Origin of the sequence: Mycetocola sp. CAN_C7, assembly GCF_015752285.1 — a bacterium.
Lineage (GTDB): Bacteria > Actinomycetota > Actinomycetes > Actinomycetales > Microbacteriaceae > Mycetocola_A.
Window position 1 is genome coordinate 680,777 of the sequence record NZ_JADOUY010000001.1, and the last position, 20,594, is coordinate 701,370.

17 protein-coding genes are annotated in these 20,594 nt (G+C 65.9%); 10 read left to right on the plus strand and 7 right to left on the minus strand.

Features of this window, described 5'->3' with window-relative positions; translation table 11 throughout:
- The first annotated feature begins 1 nt into the window (after position 1).
- Positions 2-931, plus strand: a complete 930-nt coding sequence (locus tag IWX78_RS03280) for a carbohydrate ABC transporter permease (RefSeq protein ID WP_196831941.1) — start codon at positions 2-4, stop codon at positions 929-931.
- On the plus strand, positions 931-1,824 hold the full coding sequence (locus IWX78_RS03285; RefSeq protein WP_196831942.1) for a carbohydrate ABC transporter permease: 894 nt from the start codon (positions 931-933) through the stop codon (positions 1,822-1,824). The genes IWX78_RS03280 and IWX78_RS03285 overlap by 1 nt, the downstream gene beginning before the upstream one ends.
- Positions 1,825-1,910: 86 nt before the next feature.
- On the opposite strand, the gene IWX78_RS03290 is transcribed toward IWX78_RS03285, so the two are convergent.
- From IWX78_RS03290 to IWX78_RS03315, 6 genes are all read right to left on the minus strand, one after another.
- Positions 1,911-4,988 carry an alpha-mannosidase gene (locus IWX78_RS03290; protein ID WP_196831944.1) on the minus strand — a complete coding sequence of 1,026 codons (3,078 nt, stop codon included), beginning with the start codon at positions 4,986-4,988 and terminating at the stop codon, positions 1,911-1,913.
- Between the two features lies 1 nt (position 4,989).
- Positions 4,990-6,168, minus strand: a complete 1,179-nt coding sequence (locus tag IWX78_RS03295) for a Gfo/Idh/MocA family protein (protein ID WP_196831946.1) — start codon at positions 6,166-6,168, stop codon at positions 4,990-4,992.
- The gene (locus IWX78_RS03300; RefSeq protein ID WP_196831948.1) at positions 6,165-7,997 is read right to left on the minus strand and encodes a hypothetical protein; all 1,833 of its coding nucleotides are present in this window, start codon (positions 7,995-7,997) and stop codon (positions 6,165-6,167) included. The genes IWX78_RS03295 and IWX78_RS03300 overlap by 4 nt, the downstream gene beginning before the upstream one ends.
- 159 nt (positions 7,998-8,156) lie before the next feature.
- Positions 8,157-8,426: a DUF6510 family protein gene (locus IWX78_RS03305; protein WP_196831949.1), complete on the minus strand. Its 270-nt coding sequence runs from the start codon at positions 8,424-8,426 to the stop codon at positions 8,157-8,159.
- The gene (locus IWX78_RS03310; RefSeq protein WP_196831951.1) at positions 8,426-9,157 is read right to left on the minus strand and encodes an FAD-binding oxidoreductase; all 732 of its coding nucleotides are present in this window, start codon (positions 9,155-9,157) and stop codon (positions 8,426-8,428) included. Before IWX78_RS03310 ends, IWX78_RS03305 begins: the two co-directional genes overlap by 1 nt.
- Complete coding sequence (locus IWX78_RS03315; protein WP_196831953.1) at positions 9,154-9,747, minus strand: molybdopterin-dependent oxidoreductase; 594 nt, start codon at positions 9,745-9,747, stop codon at positions 9,154-9,156. Before IWX78_RS03315 ends, IWX78_RS03310 begins: the two co-directional genes overlap by 4 nt.
- Before the next feature lie 257 nt (positions 9,748-10,004).
- Here IWX78_RS03315 and IWX78_RS03320 point away from each other — a divergent pair, with 257 nt between their 5' ends.
- The 3 genes from IWX78_RS03320 (at position 10,005) to IWX78_RS03330 (ending at position 13,799) form a co-directional block, all read left to right on the plus strand.
- Positions 10,005-11,078 (plus strand): alkene reductase, encoded by a 1,074-nt coding sequence (locus tag IWX78_RS03320; RefSeq protein ID WP_196831955.1) that lies wholly within the window; start codon positions 10,005-10,007, stop codon positions 11,076-11,078.
- 138 nt (positions 11,079-11,216) lie between these two features.
- Positions 11,217-12,761 carry a deoxyguanosinetriphosphate triphosphohydrolase family protein gene (locus IWX78_RS03325; protein ID WP_196831956.1) on the plus strand — a complete coding sequence of 515 codons (1,545 nt, stop codon included), beginning with the start codon at positions 11,217-11,219 and terminating at the stop codon, positions 12,759-12,761.
- A 216-nt stretch (positions 12,762-12,977) separates the two neighbouring features.
- Positions 12,978-13,799 carry a DarT ssDNA thymidine ADP-ribosyltransferase family protein gene (locus IWX78_RS03330; protein WP_196831958.1) on the plus strand — a complete coding sequence of 274 codons (822 nt, stop codon included), beginning with the start codon at positions 12,978-12,980 and terminating at the stop codon, positions 13,797-13,799.
- Between the two features lie 130 nt (positions 13,800-13,929).
- Here the strand turns inward: IWX78_RS03330 and IWX78_RS03335 are convergent, their stop codons facing one another.
- Positions 13,930-14,745, minus strand: coding sequence for a DeoR/GlpR family DNA-binding transcription regulator (locus IWX78_RS03335; protein WP_334684527.1), 816 nt, complete (start codon positions 14,743-14,745; stop codon positions 13,930-13,932).
- Between the two features lie 112 nt (positions 14,746-14,857).
- On the opposite strand from IWX78_RS03335, the gene melA reads away from it, so the two are divergent.
- The 5 genes from melA to IWX78_RS03360 all read left to right on the plus strand — a co-directional run bounded on the left by melA (position 14,858) and on the right by IWX78_RS03360 (position 20,589).
- Positions 14,858-16,180 carry an alpha-galactosidase gene (gene melA / locus IWX78_RS03340; RefSeq protein ID WP_196831960.1) on the plus strand — a complete coding sequence of 441 codons (1,323 nt, stop codon included), beginning with the start codon at positions 14,858-14,860 and terminating at the stop codon, positions 16,178-16,180.
- Positions 16,181-16,462: 282 nt separating this feature from the next.
- Positions 16,463-17,341, plus strand: a complete 879-nt coding sequence (locus IWX78_RS03345) for an SIS domain-containing protein (RefSeq protein ID WP_196831962.1) — start codon at positions 16,463-16,465, stop codon at positions 17,339-17,341.
- Positions 17,342-17,390: 49 nt separating this feature from the next.
- Positions 17,391-18,728, plus strand: coding sequence for an ABC transporter substrate-binding protein (locus IWX78_RS03350; RefSeq protein WP_334684528.1), 1,338 nt, complete (start codon positions 17,391-17,393; stop codon positions 18,726-18,728).
- The gene (locus IWX78_RS03355; RefSeq protein WP_334684529.1) at positions 18,725-19,711 is read left to right on the plus strand and encodes a carbohydrate ABC transporter permease; all 987 of its coding nucleotides are present in this window, start codon (positions 18,725-18,727) and stop codon (positions 19,709-19,711) included. The genes IWX78_RS03350 and IWX78_RS03355 overlap by 4 nt, the downstream gene beginning before the upstream one ends.
- A complete protein-coding gene (locus IWX78_RS03360) occupies positions 19,711-20,589 on the plus strand; it encodes a carbohydrate ABC transporter permease (RefSeq protein WP_196831963.1) in 879 nt (292 codons plus the stop codon). The genes IWX78_RS03355 and IWX78_RS03360 overlap by 1 nt, the downstream gene beginning before the upstream one ends.
- The last annotated feature ends 5 nt before the right edge of the window (positions 20,590-20,594 follow it).

Consider the following 20,594-nt stretch of genomic DNA (forward strand, 5'->3'; position numbering starts at 1 on the left):
CGTGTTGAGCCAGACCGTGGGCGCCCCGACGAAAGTCGTGGCGCCCCGGCGGCGGCGATCCGGCCACAACCGCTACCGCATCGCGCCGCTGATCCTCATCTCGGCGAACGTGGTGCTGTTCGCTCTGTTCTTCGTGTGGCCTGGGGCGATCGGCCTCATCTACTCGTTCACGGACTACACCGGCATCGGCGACCCCGACTTCATCGGGCTGGCCAACTACACGGAGCTCTTCGCCGACTCCAACTTCTTCGCCGCATTCAGCCGGACCTTCTTCTACGCTGCGATGTCGGTTCCGCTGACCTACGTGCTGGCCCTCGCCATCGCGAGCCTGCTGGTCAGCAAGTTCACCAAGGGCAAGACAGCGGCACGGGTGATCTTCTTCATTCCGTGGCTGCTCTCGCCCATCGTCGTCGGAGTGATCTGGCGCTGGTTGTTCGGCGAGAACTTCGGTCTCGTGAACTTCCTCGTGCAGAGCGCGGGCGGGGGACGGATCCCCTGGCAGTCCGACCCCAACCTGTCGCTGCTCGTCGTCGTCTTCGCGGGCGCATGGGCAGGAACCGCTTTCAACATGCTGCTCTTCATCGCCGCGATCAAGAACGTGCCGAAGGAGTACTACGAGGCCGCCGAGCTCGACGGCGCTGGTTCGTGGCAGCGGTTCAAGAGCATCACGCTCCCGAGCATCGCTCCGACCTCGTTCATCGTCATCCTGCTCTCCACACTCGGAGCGATCAAGGAATTCGCGATGATCCAGGCCCTCAACAACGGTGGACCCGGCACCGAGAACAACCTTCTCGTGCAGTACATCTACCGTTCCGGATTCCAGAACGGTGACATCGGCTACGCGAGTGCCGCGTCGATGGTTCTTCTCGTCATCCTCCTCGTCATCGCGCTCATTCAACTGTGGTTCAACAACAGAAGGGCGGTGAAGTGATGAGCCAGGCAACAAAGCAGAGCACTTCTTCACGCGTCAAGCCGCAGAACCCCTCGGACATGCTGCGGGGGCCGCAGGAAAAGACCAAGGCCATCGCCGCAAGCGCCCTGCTGTGGGTGCTCGCCGCGGCCTTCGGGTTCCCGGTGATCTGGTTCGTGCTCAGCTCGGTCAAGCCGGCCGGAGAACTGTTCTCCTACCCGTTGAGTCTGCTGCCGAGCAGCCTCGACTTCTCCGGGTACGTGACGGCGTGGGAGAGCTACGACTTCTACCAGTTCTTCCTCAACACGTCGATCGTCGCCGTTGTGACGACGATTCTCACGGTCTTCGCGAGCGCGTGCACCGGATATGCCCTGGCGAAGTACTCGAACCCGTGGCTCAAGGTGTTCTTCGTCTGCATCCTGGCGACGACGATGCTGCCGACCGAGGTGATTCTGTCTCCGACGTTCCTCGTAGTGCGTGACCTCGGCATGTACAACCAGCTCAGTGCGCTGATCATCCCGTCGATCATCACCGCGACCGGAATCTTCATGTTCCGCCAATTCTTCCTGACGGTTCCGGATTCCCTTCTCGAGGCGGCGCGGATCGACGGCGCGAGCGAGCTCGGGATCTTCACGCGGATCATGCTGCCGCTGTCGCGCCCCATCATCGTGACCCTGGCGATCTTCTCGTTCCAGTGGCGGTGGAACGATTACATCTGGCCGCTCATCGTGATCAACGACCCGAGTAAGTTCACCCTGCAGATCGCGATCCAGTCGATTGTCGGCGCGGAGAACGTCAACTGGTCGGTGCTGCTCGCGGCATCCGTGATCTCGATCATCCCGCTCGTCGTTCTGTACATGGTGTTCCAGAAGTACGTCATGGGTGCCGACATCAACGCGGGTCTCAAGGAGTAGGCGAGACCGAAAACGACGAAGGCGGTGTCAGCGACTCTCTCGCTGACACCGCCTTTTCGGTGCGTTGCCCATGGTCATCATGGCCGTCAGGACAGCGTGATGCGCAGGGTGACGATCTCGAACGGCTGGAACCGGACGGTGACCTGCCTCCCATCGGGTTCGATGCCGAGGTCGGTGCCGACTGCGCTCCCGGCACCCGTCGCGGTGAGTGGGCGTTCGAGAAGGTCGACGAGCGTGGCGAGCACAGCAGACTCGGGCAGCTGAATGCGCGCCGTCGTTCGCCCGCCGACACGCTCGGCCAGCCGGACGATGAGGTCGCCGGAGCGATCCTGGGCCGGTTTGATCCACTCGACCAGGGCCGTGGTCTCGCCGACCGATCGGATCAGCGGCGTGACGGCCTGTGAACCCGAGATCGCGCGGGTGAGCCCGTTGAGCCGGTAACCGTGTTCACTCGATTCGAGGATGCCGCCGACGACGAGCGCGCCGCGGAAGGAGTGCACTCCCTCGTCTGCGGCAGGATCCGGGAAAAGAGCGGCCCGAAGCAGCGACTGCCTGACCACGGTGGCCGGCGTGCCGGCATCCGTCGCCACGCGGGTGACGTCGTGGCCGTAGGTCGCATCGTTGACGATGCCGACGCCGAAGCCCGGTTCTTCGACGTGGACCCAGCGGTGGGCGCACACCTCGAAGCGGGCGTCGTCCCAGGTCGTGTTGGTGTGGGTAGGGCGCCACACATGACCGAACGCCGTCTCCGAGGCGAACCGGTCGGTGTGGATGTCGAGCGGGAACGCGAGCTTGAGCAGCTTGTTCTGCTCGTGCCAGTCGACCGTCGTCTCAAACCCGACTTCATGTGCCCCTGGCCGCAGGGTGATCCGCTGCGTCGCCGTCGACCGCGAGAAGGAGCGTTCGACCACGACGCTGACCGAGCCGCTCTCGCCGTGCTCGATCCGCATGCCGTCGAGGGCAGTGAGGTCACGGACGGATGCCCGATAGGTCGGGTCGATGTTCCACGCGTCCCACTCGGACGGGGTGTCGACGTGGAGCTGCAGGAGATTCGCGGCCGTGCCGGTCGGGACGAGTTCCCGTCCCTGCGACCGGTCGATCACGCTGGCGACGAGGCCGGCGGCATCCGTCCTGATTTGAAGATGCGCATTGGCGAGGACATAGCCGCCGTTCGACTGCTCCACCGACACGGTCTCCGCTGAAAGCTCGGCGGGAGCGATGGCGCCCGAGGCGACACCGTTCACCGCGAACGGAGAGGTGTTCGCGGTGAGAGCCAGGTCACCGTCGCCTGCGAGTGCGCGCAGCGACGACGCGATGATGCCGTCGAGCGTCTGGGCGACCTCGGCGTATTTGCGTTCAGCTTCGCGGTGGACCCACGCGATCGCGGAGCCGGGGAGGATGTCGTGGAACTGCTGGAGCAGCACGGTCTGCCAGGCGGACTCCAGCTCGTCATAGGGGTAGCGGACGCCGGCACGCACCAAGGCGGTCGTCGCCCAGAGTTCCGCCTCGCGGAGAAGATGTTCCGAACGCCGGTTGCCGTGCTTGGTGCGGGCCTGCGACGTGAAGACCCCGCGGTGGAATTCGAGGTACAGCTCGCCGGCCCAGACGGGAGGGGCGGTGTACTCGTCGCGAACGTGCTCGAAGAAAGCGTCAGGCGTGCTGATCTCGATCGTCGGTGACCCGTCGAGGTCGTGCAGCAGTTCGATCCGCTCGAGCATTTCCCTGGTAGGCCCGCCACCCCCGTCACCGAAGCCGAACGGGAGCAGCGATGTCGATGCCGCGCCGTGCTCGCGGAAGTTTCGCTCGGCCTTGAACAGTTCGCGTGGGGTGACGTCTGAGCTGTAGGTGTTGACGGGCGTCTGGTGGCTGAGGATCCTGGTGCCGTCGTTGCCCTCCCAGAAGAAAGTGCTGTGCGGGAAATCGTCGGTGTCGTTCCAGCAGAGTTTCTGGGTGAAGAACCAGTTCGCGCCGACGCCACGGATGATCTGCGGAAGCGCGGCCGAGTAACCGAACGAGTCAGGCAGCCACGCCCCCTGCGTCTCGATTCCGAACTCGGCACGGAAGAACTCGGTTCCGAGCAGAAACTGGCGGATCAGTGCCTCACCGCCTGGCATGTTGGTGTCTGCCTCGACCCACATGCCCCCGACCGGGATAAAACGTCCTTCGGCGACGCGCGCACGGACCCGCTCGAACAATTCCGGGTAGCTCGCCTTCACCCAGGCATACTGCTGCGCTGAGGAGGCCACGAAGAGCAGGTTGTCGTCTTCGTCCATGCGGTCGAGGACGTTGGAGAAGGTCCTGGCGATCTTGCGCACCGTCTCCCGGGTCGGCCACAGCCAGGCGGAATCGATATGGGCGTGACCGGTCGCCACGAGACGGTGAGCGGATGTCGCGGCTGGGCTGTCGAGGACCGGTCTGAGGCAGTCCGTCGCCGCCGCGATGCCCGAGCGGATGTCGTCGGGGTCGAGCAGCGCGATCGCGTTCTCGAGTGCGCGAAGGATGTCGGCCCTGCGCGGCGACAGGGCGGGAAGCTCTGCAGCCAGCTCGGCGAGGACCTGGACCTCGAGGTGGAAGCGCTCGGCCGCCAGGTCGATCACAGCAACGGTGAACTCGCCCAGCCGGTACAACGGCTGATCGGGCGCCGAGGCCAGGTCGCCGTACGGGGTGGGCGCGAAGGCATCCGCTCCCTTGAAATCGTTGCCGCCCGAGAAGTCGGGGTTGGATGCCGCCTCGACATAGAAGTGGATCTCGTCTCCCGCCGTCGCGCTGACAGGCACGTGGTGGTTGCGCGGCTCGAGTCCTTTGACGATCTGCCCGTCCGGCCGCCAGACCAGACCCTCAGACTGGAAGCCGGGCTTCGCGAGATTGAAACCCAGATCCATCGACGCTTCGAACCGGCTGCCGTCTGCCTCGTGGTCGCGCCAGGAGCCGGGGAGAGAGCCAGTGACCTCGAACCAGCTGGTGCCCCAGGGAAGCCCCCATGATGCACCTGTCCTGGTGACGGTGTACTCCTGCGCGGATGCCTCGGCGAACGTCACCGGCTCTCCAGGGGCATCCCAGCGGGCGACGGTGAGGTCCACACGGTCGCGATGGATGGCGGGGGCGAGGTGGTCGCGGCGGAACCGGTCGATGCGCGAGAAGGCTTTGTCGTGGTTCTGGTGCATGTCAGCGGGCGTCCTCAGCGGCCCAGGCGGCGCCGGTCTCGCGGAACAGCCGGGCGTCGATGGCGGCCTTGCCGACCAGGTTCTCGACCCCGTCGAGAACGGGGTGCGCGTCGAGCCCGTCGCCCTGCCAGCGCACGTGCGACGGGTCGATCGGGTGAACGGGCGTGCCCGCGACCTCCTCGACGAACCGGACGAACGCGCCGGTCTTCTCGAGCGGGGCGAGAAGCGGGCGGCCGTCGATGCGGTGCGCGAGGAGGTTCTCGAGCAGGTCCTCCCGCCCGTACGTCTGGCTGGTCTTCTCCCCGTTGCGTTCCAGGATGAGTCCGTCGTTGAGGTAGTCGAGTCGGGCGGAGCCGCCGGTTCCGCGAACGACGATGGACGGGAGATCCTCGCGGGGTCCGGCAAGAGTGAACGCGCCTGACAGGATGCCGTCGAAGGTCGCCGCGCCTGTCGCCGACGGGGTGAGCCGGAACGACGAGGTATCGTCTGCCTCGATGTCGTTGGCGCGGTAGAGGTCGAGATCGGCGGATCCGATGGCATCGGGAGCATCCCAACCCGCGATGCTGAGCGATGTCATGACGGCGTGGGCGAACGGATTCGTGAGCACCCCGTCGACGACGGGGCGGCCGTTCAGCGTGCGTTTTCCTGCCCAGGTCGAGCGCGTCCAGTACCGACGGTCGCGAACCCAGGAGCCTGACGCGGCAATGGAATGGATCTCGCCGAGCGCGCCATCGTCGATCGAGCGCCGAAGTGCAACGAGTGCCCGGGAACCCAGGCTCTGGAAGCCGACCTGCACGCGGGCATCCGACGATCGCGACAGTTCGAGCAGCGCGGTCAGGTCGGCGAGCGTCGTGGTCGGCGGCTTCTCGAGCAACACATCGGCGCCTGCCCTCAATGCGAGTTCCGCGAGTGCCCGGTGGGTGTGCAGCGGCGTCGCAACGATGACGAGGTCGACGTCGACAGCGTCGAGGAGCGTCGTGGTATCGGGGAAGATCGGCGGCAACTGGTCGAGCCCGATGACCAATCCGTCGCGAACAACGGGGCCGACGAGAGGATCGACGAGTCCGACCAGGCGGAGTCGGGACTCTGCCTGCAACCCGAGGGCATGGACGACGTGAGACGCTCCGTAGCCGTGGATTCCGATGATGGCGACGCGGGGAGCATCCGTCGATTGCGTCACGATGCGTCCGCCTTCATGGTGTTGGAATCCTCTGGGCTGGACTCTGCTGGGTCGAGTCTTTCTGCGTCGAGGTGCAGCACATAGCTGCCAGGGGAGCGTCCGGTGATGTAGACGTGTCGCCCGGCGGTGGCGTCGGTTCCGCCGAGAAAGGTGTAATCCTGGCCGGGCCGGTAGACGGGCGGGCTGTCGACCGACGATCCGTTGCCGGGGCCGAACCGGATGGCAGCGTCACCGATGCGGTAACTGCCTGTCCCGTCGACGAGGTGCCCATCGTTGTCATCGAGCGACCGAACCCCGTCGAGCCGGCCCCCCGGCCGGAACGTCAGCTCGATCGCCCAGGCCACGTCGGGGCCATCGAAGGTGAACTGCAGGTCGGCGCCTGTCGGTGTCGGGGTGATCGAGACGGCGGTGGCGAGCGTCACGGTGTCCGTGTCGCGCTCGTCGAATGCCATCGACGCGGCGAAGCGACCCTCATCGGTGAGGGCGTAGACGCCGTCAGCCGAGCGCTTGTCTGCACGCATCGGCTGGAAATAGGAGGCGCCGACCGTCTCGGACAGTCGGTACTCCGTGGCATCCGCTGTGCCGTCGACCGCCGTCGTGCTTTCGATGACCTCGACGGTGTCAGCCCGGAAAGGGCCGAGACCGAAGAAGTCGCGCGACAACCGGACCGAATCGAGCACGACAGCGCCGGTGAACAGACGGGCGAAGGTCGGGTTGTTCGCCAGCCCCGATCGCACTGCCCGGAATGCCGGGTAGTCGGAGCCGCCGAACACGACGAGTGTGCGCTCAGGAGAGACGTCTGACGCCAGTGAAACCCGAGACGCGAAGGAGTTCCGCGTGGGCAGAGGCGCGGCGGGTTCTGGCAGGACCGCCGTGATGATCGGGTGCAGCAGGATGTCGGCGAGCACCGTCTCAGGATCGGCGATACCGTCGCGCACCGCCTCGGTCGCTGCCCAGGCGAAGTCCGGACGGTTCCGTTCGATCGCGAATCGACGGAACGGCAACAGGTACGGAGCCAGCGGGTATGCGCCGTTCTGGTCCTGGCGGCGGGACTGGACCGTCTCGACCGAGCCGTCCGGGCGGATCAGTTCGAGCGTGAGGGAGAGATTCCGTTCAACGAGATCGTGCAGTTCGGGGAGGCCGAACACGTCGCCGAGGACGAGGAGGGCCGGGTTGGAGACGTATGCGGCGTAATTGGGGCTGCGCTCGGAGTAGAAGCCGCTGGGGTCGATGTCGATGCCTTCGGCCAGCCATTCCTCCGCGCGCGTCCGGAGTTCCGGGTCAGGCCAGCTCCGGTGGAACCGTGCCAGGGCGGCGCTGATCTCCCAGCGATGATTCGGGGTGTGAATGCCGCCGGCGAGCAGCGCGGGCTTCGCGGGGTCTGCGATCTCTTTCAGCCGCATCCGCAGCCGGCTGGCCTGGTCGGTGACGGGGGATTCGAGGGCGAGAAGCGCGTCAGCGTCCGCGAGGTCGTTGAGGCTGAACGCGGAGTCAGGCGGTGAGTTGACGTTGTCTCCCCCGACGAAGAGCCCCGTGGTGCCCTGCTGAGCGGTGAGATGGTCGGTGGTGCGCAGGGCGAGAGCAAGAGCATCCGTCGAGCGGTGAAACCGGGAGCGATCCGTGACGACGCACGCGACCAGGAGTTTGATCCTGCCCGCCAGGGTGCGATGCGGAAGATGCGCGGTGCCTGCATCGGCGTCAGCGTCGACCGAGCTGTCGGCGAGGAGCGCTGCTGCGCGGAGATCTGCCGCGGCGACGACCGAAGCAAAGAATTCCTCGTCGAGCGGGGTTGCCGCCCTGGCGCCGGCACCGTCATCAGAAATCGCCATGCATCGGCTCCTCAACCTGAGTGACGGGTCCACTCCGTCGTGTATATGTCCTGACAAACCAGCCTAGCATCGCGGCGCTGGCCGGCGAGGTGGCAGTTGCGCACCCATGGTCGACCTCGTGGCCGGTTTTGCGTGCGAAAGTGCGATCTCGCTTTGCGCTCAGGGAGTGGGACGGGGCATCCGGAGCAGTCGGAGGCCGCTGACGATCAGCGTGTGCTCAGTGTCTGTCGTGACGATCACGAACAGCACGTCGCCGCAGGCGGAGCATCGCACCGTGGTGTCTGGCACATTCATGACGACCGTGCTCTGCGCCAGCACGGCTTCGTCGCCGCAGGAGTGGCAGACCGTCACCGTTGTCGTCGGTTCGACCGCGAGAACCTCGGCGAGCAGTCCGGCGATCGCGTTGCCGTCGACGTGGTCGGGGGCCATCAGATTCCTCCAAATCGTTCGGCACGGATGTCGGTGGAGCCGTGACCGAGTTCGGTCAGCCAGGAGAGCACCGTCTCGACGAAGCCCGTGGATCCGCAGACGAACAGCCTGGGCCGTTGCTCGGGCCCGATGGTGTGTGCGGCGAGTGAGTCCCGCGAGAGGCGACCGGGCGGATCCGGCCAGTGCTCGGGGGTGAGGCGCGAGAAGACCAGGGAAATCGCCGCAGGATTCGCAGAACCGAGGGTCTTCAACTCATCGGCGAAGAAAAGATCCTCGGGCGTTCTGAGTCCATACAACAGGCGCATCGGCGTTGTGCTCTGAGCCGCGGAGTGTGCCCGGAGCATCCCGATGCACGGCACGACCCCGGAGCCTCCGGCGATCAGCTGAACCGGTCTGAGGTCAGAGCTCGGTTTCCAGACGAACCATCCACCGAGCGGACCCTGGATCTCGAGCTGGTCATCGGGGCGAAGGTCGTCGACCAGGTAGGGCGAGACTTCGCCGTCAGGCACCCGATCGACGGCGAGCTCGAGCCGGGTGCTGTTCCCGACCGACGCGAGCGAATACGACCGGGTGGCCTGGTAGCCGCCCTCAGCTGTGAGCCTTACATCGATGTGTTGCCCGCCGTCATTTCCCGGCCAGGTCGGCACACCGAGAGTGATGAGGCTGGCATTCGGAGTGAGCGGGCGTACGGTGGCCACCGTCGCGATGTGCCACGTCGCACCGGATGTCATGAATAGCGTTCCTCAGACCACGGGTCGCCGTGCAGATGATAGCCGCGTTCTTCCCAGAACCCGGGCCGGTCGGTCGGCATCATTGTGAGGCCGCGAATCCATTTGGCCGATTTCCAGAAGTAGAGGTGCGGGATGAGCAGGCGGGCGGGCCCGCCATGTTCAGGACTGAGCGGGATGCCGTCTGCCTCGAACGCGATCCACCCTTTTCCGTCGAGCAGATCGCTGAGAGCGACATTGGTCGTGTATCCGCCGTAGGACTGGGCCATGGTGAAGTTCTGCCGGGTGTCGACGCTCGCGAAGATGGCATCGAGGGGAACCCCGCTCCACCGCATACCGAGCTTCGACCAGTGGGTGACGCAATGGATGTCGATGGTGAACTCCTCCACCCCGAGCGCGTGCAACTCGTCCCAGTCCCAGCTGTACTCGGTGTCGTCGTCCGAGCGCACGGTGAAGCGGAACTCGTCTGTCGAGATTCGAGGTGTCGCCCCGGCGCTGAGCACCGGCCAGTCGTGGACCTGCGTCTGGCCGGGCGGGATCCGACCGTCTGCGGGGCTGGAGCGGCCACGAAAGCCGCGGGTGATCAGTGCCATCGGAACTCCTCAGAATGAGCGAGCAATACGAGCGAGCAGTACGAGTAATGACTACACCCAAGCATCGGAGGGGTCATGGTGTCCAGAGGGTCGGCGTTCCAACATCGGGCAACGACAGAACGGACGGACAGATTTCTGAGATCGGATGCCTGTGGAGGAGCCGTGCACGAAACGAACGACGGAATACGCGACCACCCACCCGCGTTCTCACCGGGGTCGCCGCGTGGCGGCATCCGCTATCGAAAGGCATCCGCCACATGGACTTGTTCTCGCCCGTCACCCTCGGAGATCTCACCCTGCCGAACCGCGTCGTCATGGCGCCTCTGACCCGCATGCGGTCGAGCGCAGACGGCGTACCAGGAGACCTCAATGTCGAGCACTATGCGCAGCGCTCGAGCCTGGGACTCATCATCACCGAAGGAACGTACCCGAGCCACGAGTCACGGTCATACCCGGGCCAGCCCGGCATCGTCACCGCCGAGCAGACCGAGGGCTGGCGCCGTGTCGCCGACGCCGTCCACGCTCATGGCGGGCGCATCGTTCTGCAGATCATGAACGGCGGCCGCGTCTCGCACACCGCGATCACCGGCACCGACCGCATCGTCGCCCCGTCGGCGATCGCCATCGACGGATTCGCGAACACGCCAGAGGGCAAGCTTCCGTACCCGATTCCACACGCCCTGACCACCGCCGAGCTCGTCACCGTTCGCGATGAGTTCGTCGCTGCGGCCCGCAACGCCGTCGACGCCGGGCTCGACGGCGTCGAGATCCACGGGGCGAACGGCTACCTGCTCCACGAGTTCCTCTCCCCCGCGTCCAACCAGCGCGACGACCGGTACGGCGGATCGCCCGAGAACCGCGCACGCTTCGTGTTCGAGGTGACCGCAGCGGTCGCCGCCGAGATCGGTGCCGGCCGCGTCGGCATCCGCTTGTCTCCCTCCAACGGTGCACAGGACACCGCCGAAACGGATGCCGCAGACGTCGCCGCCACGTACGGATCGCTCGTCGACCAGCTCGCGCCGCTCGGACTGTCGTACCTCAGCGTCCTGCACAGCGAGCCCACCAGTGAACTCGTGCAGAACCTGCGCAGTCGTTTCGGTGGCGCGTTCATCATCAACAGCGGATTCGGCACCGTCACCACGCGTGACGAAGCCGTCGCACTCGTCGAGAACGCCCACGCGGATGCCGTCGCGATCGGCCGCCTCGCCATCGCCAACCCCGACCTGGTCGAACGCTGGCAGGGCGAGCACCCCGAGAACGAGCCGAACCTTGCGACCTTCTACGGTGCAGGCGCCGAGGGCTACACGGACTACCCGCGGCTCACGGTCTAGACGACGCGAGGCGCATCGGTTGCGGTCGATGGCACCCACTACACCGGATGCCATCGACCGCAGCGGGTGCTTTCGGCAAACCGGAGCAGCATCCGCGGGGTCTCATCCGGAAGGAGGTCTCGGTAGGCTGGCGACACCATGCTGAGTTACCCGAGATCCCACCCAGACGGAGGTCGCGATCGCGCCCTCCCCGAACCGCACACAGACGGTGAGGACGAGTTCCGCGTCGATGTGGAGCGCATCCGGTTCTCGCCGTACTTCACGCGGCTGTCTGCGGTGACGCAGGTGATTCCGCAGGCGGGCTCTGGCACGATCGTGCACAACCGCCTCACCCACTCACTCAAGGTCTCGGCGGTCGCCCGCTCCATCGCGGTCGGCTTCCGCGATGCCTCAGACACCGTGCGCAGCATCGTCGACGACCTCGGCGGGTGCGACCCCGTCGTCGTGCAGGCCGCTGCCGCTGCCCACGACCTCGGACATCCGCCGTTCGGGCACCTCGGCGAGCAGGTCCTCGACCGGGTGGCCCGTGAACGCCTCGGCCTGCCTGACGGGTTCGAGGGCAACGCCCAGACCTTCCGCATCCTCACGGCGCTGGACAGTTCGGATGCCACCCCGCGCGGACTCAACCTCACCAAAGCCGTGCGTGCCGCCGTGTTGAAGTACCCGTGGACGCGCAACGAGTGGCGTGCGGTCGCGCCTCGGCCGGCGGAGCAGTTGCCACGCGGGGTCGGCACCGACGCGGCATCCGGTGCCCTGAAATTCTCGGCGTATTCGATCGAGGCGCTCGAGATGGCGGATGTGCTCGCCGTGTTCCCGGCGATCGGCAGGCACCAGCAGACCCTCGAATGCTCGGTGATGGACATCGCCGACGACATCGCGTACTCAGTGCATGACCTCGACGACTTCTATCGGGCCGGTGTGCTGCAGTACACGTCGGTGTCTGCGGAACTCAACGGCTGGCTCGCGGCGCAGTCGGCGCTCGCCGGGCTCGACAATGCCGAGGTCGCGGTGCGGCGCCCGGGGCATTCGCTCGAGGCGGCCTGGCGCAGGGTGCAGGAAAAGGATGCCTGGATCGCCGACGCCGAGGCCTTCCGCAACTCCGTCGAACGGGTGCGCACCGATCTCGTCGAGGGGTTGCTCAGCATCCCGTACGACGGCGGTCTCGAGGCCGACAGGGCCGTGTCGTCGTTCACGCGACGCTGGATCGAGCGGCTGCAGGCCAGCATCCGGGTGGAGCGGGATCCGGATGTCCGCAGCGGGCACGTCCGGCTGAGCCGTCAGGCCTGGCACGACGTCGTCGTCCTCAAGTTCGTGCACACCCGGTTCGTGCTCGATCGCTCAGACCTCGCCGTGTACCAGCGTGGGCAGGCGCGGGTGCTCGAGGCGCTGGCCGATGGGTTCCACACCTGGTTGAACGACCCGGCGGATGCTCCGCGTGCGCCCCGCAGGCTGCTCGACTCGGTCGAGGCGGCGACGGAGGAGTACCGCCACCTGCGTGATAACGCGCCGGAGTATCTCGAGGTTGCCGGCGTCGGCACGGGCGAGAGCGACCTCGTGCGGCTCGGCAAGAGCCGGGCGGTGATCGACTACATCGCCTCGTTCACTGATGCCCAGGCGATGAGCGTTGCGACGCTCATCAGTGGCACCTCAGACAACCTGTGGGAGTCGGGCAGGAGCCTGTAGGCAGGGAGTTCCACGCCGCCGCCGCGCTCACTCGCACGCAAAAAGGGAAATCGCGCGGTTGTCAGGAGTGCATGCGGCGGAGCATCCTGTTATCCGTACGATCTGCTGATTTGCCGCCTCTGGTCAGCAGCGGGCGGCAAATGAACGTAACGTAGGAAGGTGGCACTTCCGGCTGGCGGGAGCGGGGAGAAAAGCCGCACTCTGAGAGGTATTGCTGTGAGCGAAGAATGTAAGCACGGATTCGAACGGGGATTCTGCGACACCTGCTTCCCGAAGGCGGCTCCTGTCGTTGTCGCCACAGAGCCGGCGAAGCGCGCACCACGGGTGCGTGCCGCCGCTCGAACCCCGGGAACCGCACGTGTGCCCGCTGCGCGGGTCGATCTGCCGGTGTTCAACGCCGGCGAACTCCGGCTCTATCACGTCACCCACATCAGCAACCTGCCTGCCATCCTCGAGACGGGTCACCTCCTCGCCGATGTCACGCAGGCGGATGCCGCCACTCCGGCTGTCGACATCTCCTCGGCCGCCAATCGCGAGGCACGGAAGAACGTGTTCGTCGCCGGTCAGCAGGAATCGCCCGTTGCGGCCTATGTTCCGTTCTTTCTCTCACCGGATGCGTGCCTGTGGCGGAGCATCCGCTCGAAGAAGTCGGATGACCGACTGTCGCCCGACGTCGCCTCGCTCGCTGTCAACGATTTCGTTGTGCTGGTGACGACCATCGGTGCCGCATCCATCGACGACGGCGGGGCGTTGTCGAACGTCGTCGTCGCCGACGGTGATGCTGCCGGGTCGCTCACGCCGTTCGCAGCGAACGCCGCAAGCGCGGTGCGGATGCTGCGCAAACTGCGTGCGGACGAAGAGACCGAAGCGATGCTCGAGGCCGAGGTGCTCGTGGCCGGATCCGTTCCCGTGGAGAAGATCGCACTCATCGGCGTTGCGAACATCACGGTGCGGGAGACGGTGAAGCGGATGCTCGCTCAGACGCCGTACGCGACCAAGGTTGCGGCGTACACGCCCTGGTTCGAGGCCGCCGAGTAGGTCCACTCCCCCGCCTGGCGCTGCTGGGCTGCCTGAGTTGCCACATTGTGTCGCTCCGCGCCGCCGTGAGCGACGATTCGTGGCATATGAAGCCGCACCGCGGCATCCGTCGGTCCCACACAGGCGCGGCTCACACGTCGAGGACGTGCACCTCGACCCCGGCGGCCCGGATCTCTGCGATCACATCGGCGTCGGCCGAGCTGTCCGTCACCAGAAGATTCACGGCAGTGATCGGCGACACCTCGGCCAGAGCGAGCCGGCCGACCTTCGAACCGTCGGCAACCACGATCGTGTACTGAGCGTGGTGGATCATCGCATTGTTGGTGCGCGCCTCGGTTTCGTTGTGCGTGGTCACTCCCCCGGATGCTGAAATGCCGTCGGCCCCGAGAACAGCGGTTCCGACGTTCATCGCGTTGAAGGTGCGCTCGGCGATGACGCCGACGAGCTCGAGTGATTCGGCGCGGAGGGTGCCTCCCGTCATCACGACGCTCAACTGCGGATAGGTGGTGATCAGCCCGGCAATGGTCAGCGAGTTCGTGACGATCGTGAGCTCGCGGTGGTTCGAGAGGGCGTGGGCGACAGCCGACGTCGTCGACCCGCCACACAGGGCGACCGCATGGCGCCCACCGTTCGGGATGAGTCCGGCGACGTGAGCCGCGATCGCCCGCTTCGCCTCCTGGAACTTCGAATCACGCAATGTCACAGGCAACTCGGGGCGTGACTCGATGACGGATGCTCCGCCGTGCGTCCGCAGGAGCAACCGCTGGTTCTCGAGATCGGCGAGATCGCGCCGTGCCGTTGCCGCCGAGACGCCGAGCGCCTCAGACAGGTCGCTCAAACTGATGGTGCCGCGCTCGGCGACGAGGTCGAGAATGGCGAGCATCCGCTCCGAACGCTTTCCTGAAGCGGCACGCAGTCGCGGATGCCCGGTCGATGGCAGGGTCACGGCGTCCTCCGGCGGGGTCGAGCAACGATAAGTGATCAGTATATCTGATCACTTCAGCCATAATTCGCTCAATGAGTTGCACGATTCGCGCACTGACCGTCAAACTCTCCCCATGCCTCGAATCGTCTTTCTCGGCGCGGGAAGCGTCGTCTTCACCCGCCAGCTCCTCAATGACCTGCTCCGCTTCGACGACCTGCCGACGCTCACCATCGTGCTGCACGACATCGATGCCGATCGGTTGGCCGTCGCCGAGGGAACAGCGCGCCACGTCGCCCGCCGTCGCGGCCGCGAACTCGACCTCGAGGCGACCGCGGACCGCCGGGCGGCACTCGCCGGCGCGGACTTCGTCGTCAACATGATCCAGGTGGGCGGTGTCGCCGCCACCAAGGTCGACCTCGAGATCCCGGCGAGCCACGGCCTGCTTCAGACCATCGGCGATACGACCGGCGTCGGGGGAGTGTTCCGTGCTCTGCGCACGTTCCCTGTGCTCACCGGTATCGCGCACGACATGCAGGAGCTCTGCCCGGATGCCTGGTTCCTCAACTACACGAACCCGATGGCGATGAACGTCTGGTGGATGTCGGTGGTCGCGCCAGACATCAAGACCCTCGGCCTCTGCCACAGCGTCTACTGGACGGTGAACGACCTCTGCGATCTCGTCGGAGTTCCTCTCGAGGAGACTCATCATCGGGCGGCAGGCGTCAACCACCAGTCCTGGCTGTACGAGTGGTCCCATAACGGCGAGGATCTGTACCCCCGACTCCGCGCGCTGATCGACTCCGATCCGGAGCTGCAACGGCGCGTGCGCGCTGAGATCTTCCGTCGCATCGGCTTCTACCCGACGGAGACGAGCGAGCACTCCTCGGAGTACCTGTCGTGGTTCCTTCGCGACCCGGCCCAGATCGAGCGGTTCCGGATCGAGCCGCTGCAGTACATCGGCATCAGCGACGACAATGTCGCCGAGTTCCATGCTGCCCGCGAGGCCCTCGATGCGGGAACCGACCTCGAGCTCGACGACGGCGCGGCGGAGTACGCCCCGCAGGTGATCCATTCGATCCTCACGGGCACCGAGCGGGTCATCCACGCCAACGTCGTCAACACCGGCCTGATCGACAACCTGCCCCAGGGCTCCGTCGTCGAGGTGCCTGCGCTCGTGAACGCTGAGGGAGTGCACCCGATCGCTGTCGGGTCGATCGCCGAGCAGGGGGCTGCGCTCAACCGCACCTACCTCTCGGTCGCCGGCCTCACCATCGAAGCAGTGAAACGAGGAGACCCCGAGCTCGTGCGGCAGGCGGTTCTCGTCGACCCCAACGCGTCCTCGACTCTCACCCCGGCTCAGATCTGGACGCTGTGCGACGATCTCACAGCGGCTCACGCCGTCTACCTGCCCGTCGCCCTGGGCGGGACCCTCGAGCAGGAGACGGTGCCCGCATAGCTCGCCGACGGCACTGATCGGGTCCGACGGGCTGTCTACGGCATCCATCGGGCCCGACGGGCTGCCGCAGACGCGTGCGAGTGACCCTGTCGGCCCGATCGATCATCGCCTCGCGATTGCACGCGCCTCGAAACCTTCCTGTAACAATCAATCACTCAAAGTGATCGACTCATACATTTTTCTTGTCAGATGAACAGTTCTGCCCGAGACTGTCGACAACCCAACGACGGGTCGAGGCGCGTTCCTCACCCGGTGAACCACACCGTCGACCATCGGAGCACCATGACGATCACCCAGCTCGAGATCTCCAGCCAACCCGCCATCTGGCGTGAGGCACTCGGTCGCGTCGACGAGGCCCGAACGCTTCTCGGCCGGCGGGGCGAGAACGTGCTGGTTCTCGGTTGCGGGACCTCGGCCTTCGTTGCCGAATCGTTCGCCCTGTTGCGTGAGCAGGCGGGGTGGGGTCGAACGGATGCCGCGTACGCGTCTGAACCGCGTCCGTGGCGGGATTACGACGCCGTCATCGCTCTGACCCGCTCGGGCACGACCACCGAAGTGCTCGACGCCCTCCGGGAGGTGCCGGCCGGCGTGACCCGAATCGCGGTGACCGGAGTGTCCGACTCCCCGGTCAGAGAGCTGGCCGACGCCGTCCTCGGCCTCGACTTCGCCGACGAGGAGTCGGTCGTGCAGACCCGCTTTCCCACCACGTTCCTCCTGCTCGCCCGGGCCGCACTCGGCTACGACGTCACCGGCATCCCGGAGCAGGCCGACACGGTTCTGGCCGCTCCGCTGCCCGTCAGCATCGATGGCGTGAGCCACTTCGTCTATCTCGGGAGCGGCTGGGTCCACGGACTCGCCCAGGAGGCCGCGCTCAAGATCCGCGAGGCCGCGCAGGCATGGTCGGAGTCGTACCCGACTCTCGACTTCCGTCACGGTCCTCTCGCCGTCGCGAGCGACGCATCCGTCGTCTGGATCTTCGGTGACAGCGACCCGGCCCTCGTCGACCAGATCGAGGCGACAGGAGCCAGGGTCGTCGTCTCGGTCTCCGACCCCCTCGTCGAACTGGTGCAGGCGCAGAGGCTCGCCGTCGCCGTCGCCGAGTCCCGCGGTCTGAACCCCGACGCCCCCCGCCACCTGACCCGCTCGATCGTGCTCACCTGAGCCACGCCATCCGCACCCAGCACAACCCCACGAAGGAACAGAGGACACCATGAGGATCGGACGCCACACCAGCACTGCCCGAAGAATCGGTCGCGTCTCCGCCGTGATCGGTACCGTCGCCGTTCTCGTCGGGGTCGCCGGCTGCAGCGGCACCCAACAGGGCGCGACGACGCTCGACAAGGATGCCGATGTCACCATCACGATGTGGAGCGGTCAAACCGACGACGCCCAGAAGATCCTGGAGAAGCTCGCCAGCGAGTTCGAGAAGGACAACCCCAACGTGACGATCGACCTGTCACCGGGAGCGTCGTCGACCGAGGACCTGCTCCAGAAGCTCTCAGCGGGATTCGCCGGCGGCTCGTATCCGGACATCTCGTACGCCTTCGGATCCTGGGCCAGCCAGCTGGAGAAGTCGAACCGCACCCTCGATATCACCGACCAGGTCGCTGAACCCGACGTGAAGTGGGACGAGTTCTCCGACGCCGCCCGCAAGACAGTGCAGCCGACAGGGGAGAAGACGATCGGATTCCCCGCCATCGTCGACAACCTCTCGCTCATCTACAACAAGACGGTTTTCGACGCGGCGGGTGTCGAGTACCCCACAGACGACTGGTCATGGGACGACTTCCGTGACGCCGCCGCCGAACTGACGGATGCCTCAACGAATACGTACGGATACGCCTATTCCGTCTCCGGATCGGAGGAGACCACCTGGCAGTTCTGGCCGCACCTCTGGCAGAACGGCGGCGCGATCCTCAGCGACGATGAGAAGACGGCGGAGTTCGCCTCGGATGCCGGAGTCGAGGCGCTCACATTCCTCCAGGGCATGGCCGTGGATGACCAGAGCATCTACCTCGACCAGACCGACACGAAGTTCGCGCAACTGTTCGCCACCGACCGCATCGCCATGATGACGTCGGGCCCGTGGCAGCTGTACGACCTCAATACCGCCGGAACGGACTACGGGGTCACCGTTCTCCCCGGAACCGATGGCGACCACACGACGGTCTCCGGCCCGGACATCTGGGCGCTGTTCGACCACAAGGACAAGAACCGCGAGTACTGGTCGTACGAGTTCACGAAGTGGCTGACCTCGGCCGAGCAGGATGAACGCTGGAACGTCGAGGTCGGCAACCTTCCGATCCGGTCGTCCTCCGCCGATTCCGAGGCATTCGCCGCACAGGTCGAGAACTACCCTGGACTCGACATCATGGCCGCGAACAACGCCAACGCGAAGCAGGCCCGTCCGACCGTCTCGGGCTACGTCGGCCTGTCCGAGGCGATCGCCAACGCCATCGCCGAAGTGCTCCAGGGCCAGGGTGAACCGAAGGCTGCGCTTGAAGAAGCGGCCGAACGGGCCAACACCGCACTGAGCGAGAACGAGTGACCGCCTCCCCGTCCACCAGTAACGGCAGTCGCGGGCGCGCCGGCAAGACCGGCGCGCCCGCGCTGACGTTCACGGTTCCGACCGCCCAGCGGGTCGAGGCCAGACGACGGGCCGGGCTGCGGAGCGCCCGTGACGGCTGGAGCTTTGTCGGGCCGGCGACCCTCATCATTCTGGGCCTGTCGATTTTTCCGGCGATCTGGGCATTCATCCTCTCGCTGCAGAAGTGGGACGGCTTCAGCGACCCGGCGTTCGTCGGAACGGCGAACTACGAGCGGCTGGTGACCGACGACCAGTTCTTCGACGCGATCAGCCACACCGGCCTGTACACGATCCTGTTCGTGCCCATGTCGGTGCTCGGTGGCTTGTTCCTCGCGGTCGCGCTGAATCGCAACATCCGCCTGATCGGGCTGTACCGCACCGCGATCTTCGTGCCGTTCGTGGCATCCGCCGCCGCCACCGGCATCCTCTCCACCTACCTCTTCAACCCGCAGTACGGGATCGTGAACAACGTGCTCCGGCTGCTTGGCCTGCCCCAGCAGGGCTGGCTCGAAGACCCGGACCAGGCGATGGTCGTCATCGCGATCATGTCGCTGTGGGGACAGGCCGCGTTCACCACGGTGATCTACCTCGCTGCGTTGCAGGACATTCCCGGCGAGCTCCTCGAGGCGGCGCGCATCGACGGAGCCAACCGCTGGCAGGCTTTCTGGCAGGTGGTCTGGCCTCAGCTGTCTCCCGTCACCGTGTTCGTCACGATCTGGCAGGTCATCGGCGCCATCCAGCTGTTCGACCTCGTCTACACGACGACACGCGGCGGGCCGCTCGATTCGACGAAGACGATCGTCTACTTCCTCTGGGAGCGCGCCTTCCGCGGGCTCGAATTCGGCTATGGCTCGGCTGTCGCGTACGCCCTCTTCGCCATCACCCTCGCGATCACCCTTTTCGTCGTCGTGTACGCGCGCCGCCGCAACCTGGAGGCCTTCTGATGAGCACATCACTGCTGAAGCCGGCGGTTCCGCTCACCACGTCGCTGACGTCGACGAAGAAGCGCCGCAGCGGGTTCAGCGGCTGGCACTTCTTCCTGGCTCCAGTCGCCCTTCTGTTCCTGCTGCCGTTCGCACAGATGTTCCTCGCCGCGCTGTCACCGGCAGACGAACTCGTGAGCTTCCCGCCGCCGTTCATCCCGTCGCGCCTCACCCTCGAAGGATTCGTCGGGTTGTTCGCCGACTCGAACATCCTGCTCTGGCTCGGCAACACCGTGATCGTCTCGAGCGTCGCCATCGTGTCGCACATCGTGTTGTGCTCGATGGCCGGGTACGGCTTCGCCCGGTTGAAGTTCGCCGGCCGCAACCTCGGCTTCTTCCTCATCATCGGCACGATCATGATCCCCACGCAGCTGCTGATGATCCCCACGTACATCCTGTTCTCCCGGCTCGGCCTCATCGACGGCCTCGGGGCGGCGATCGTGCCGTGGCTGGCATCCGCGTTCGGGATCTTCCTGATGCGCCAGTTCTTCCTCTCCCTCCCCGCCGAACTCGAAGAAGCGGCCACGATCGACGGCTGCACCAAGTGGCAGGTGTTCTTCCGGATCGTGCTGCCGCTTGCCAAACCGGCTATCGCGACGCTGGCGATCTTCACCCTCCTGAGTTCGTGGAACGACCTGGTCTGGCCGCTCATCGCCATCAACAATGAGGATGCTTTCACCCTGCAGCTCGGTATCGCGAACTTCCAGGGCACCCGCCGCACCCAGTGGAGCCTCCTCATGGCCGGCAACGTCATCGCCACCCTTCCGCTCATTCTCTTCTTCCTCATCGCCCAGCGGCAGTTCATCGCGACGATGACGTTCTCGGGGCTGAAGGGGTGACCGGG

Coding starts and splice junctions, on each gene's coding strand:
- IWX78_RS03305 (WP_196831949.1), bottom strand. CDS start 8,426: ATGGCCCCCGACCACGTCGACGGCAACGCGATCGCCGGACTGCTCGCC.
- melA (WP_196831960.1), top strand. CDS start 14,858: ATGCCTCGAATCGTCTTTCTCGGCGCGGGAAGCGTCGTCTTCACCCGC.
- IWX78_RS03310 (WP_196831951.1), bottom strand. CDS start 9,157: ATGACATCCGGTGCGACGTGGCACATCGCGACGGTGGCCACCGTACGC.
- IWX78_RS03290 (WP_196831944.1), bottom strand. CDS start 4,988: ATGCACCAGAACCACGACAAAGCCTTCTCGCGCATCGACCGGTTCCGC.
- IWX78_RS03285 (WP_196831942.1), top strand. CDS start 931: ATGAGCCAGGCAACAAAGCAGAGCACTTCTTCACGCGTCAAGCCGCAG.
- IWX78_RS03325 (WP_196831956.1), top strand. CDS start 11,217: ATGCTGAGTTACCCGAGATCCCACCCAGACGGAGGTCGCGATCGCGCC.
- IWX78_RS03300 (WP_196831948.1), bottom strand. CDS start 7,997: ATGGCGATTTCTGATGACGGTGCCGGCGCCAGGGCGGCAACCCCGCTC.
- IWX78_RS03345 (WP_196831962.1), top strand. CDS start 16,463: ATGACGATCACCCAGCTCGAGATCTCCAGCCAACCCGCCATCTGGCGT.
- IWX78_RS03320 (WP_196831955.1), top strand. CDS start 10,005: ATGGACTTGTTCTCGCCCGTCACCCTCGGAGATCTCACCCTGCCGAAC.
- IWX78_RS03315 (WP_196831953.1), bottom strand. CDS start 9,747: ATGGCACTGATCACCCGCGGCTTTCGTGGCCGCTCCAGCCCCGCAGAC.
- IWX78_RS03360 (WP_196831963.1), top strand. CDS start 19,711: ATGAGCACATCACTGCTGAAGCCGGCGGTTCCGCTCACCACGTCGCTG.
- IWX78_RS03350 (WP_334684528.1), top strand. CDS start 17,391: ATGAGGATCGGACGCCACACCAGCACTGCCCGAAGAATCGGTCGCGTC.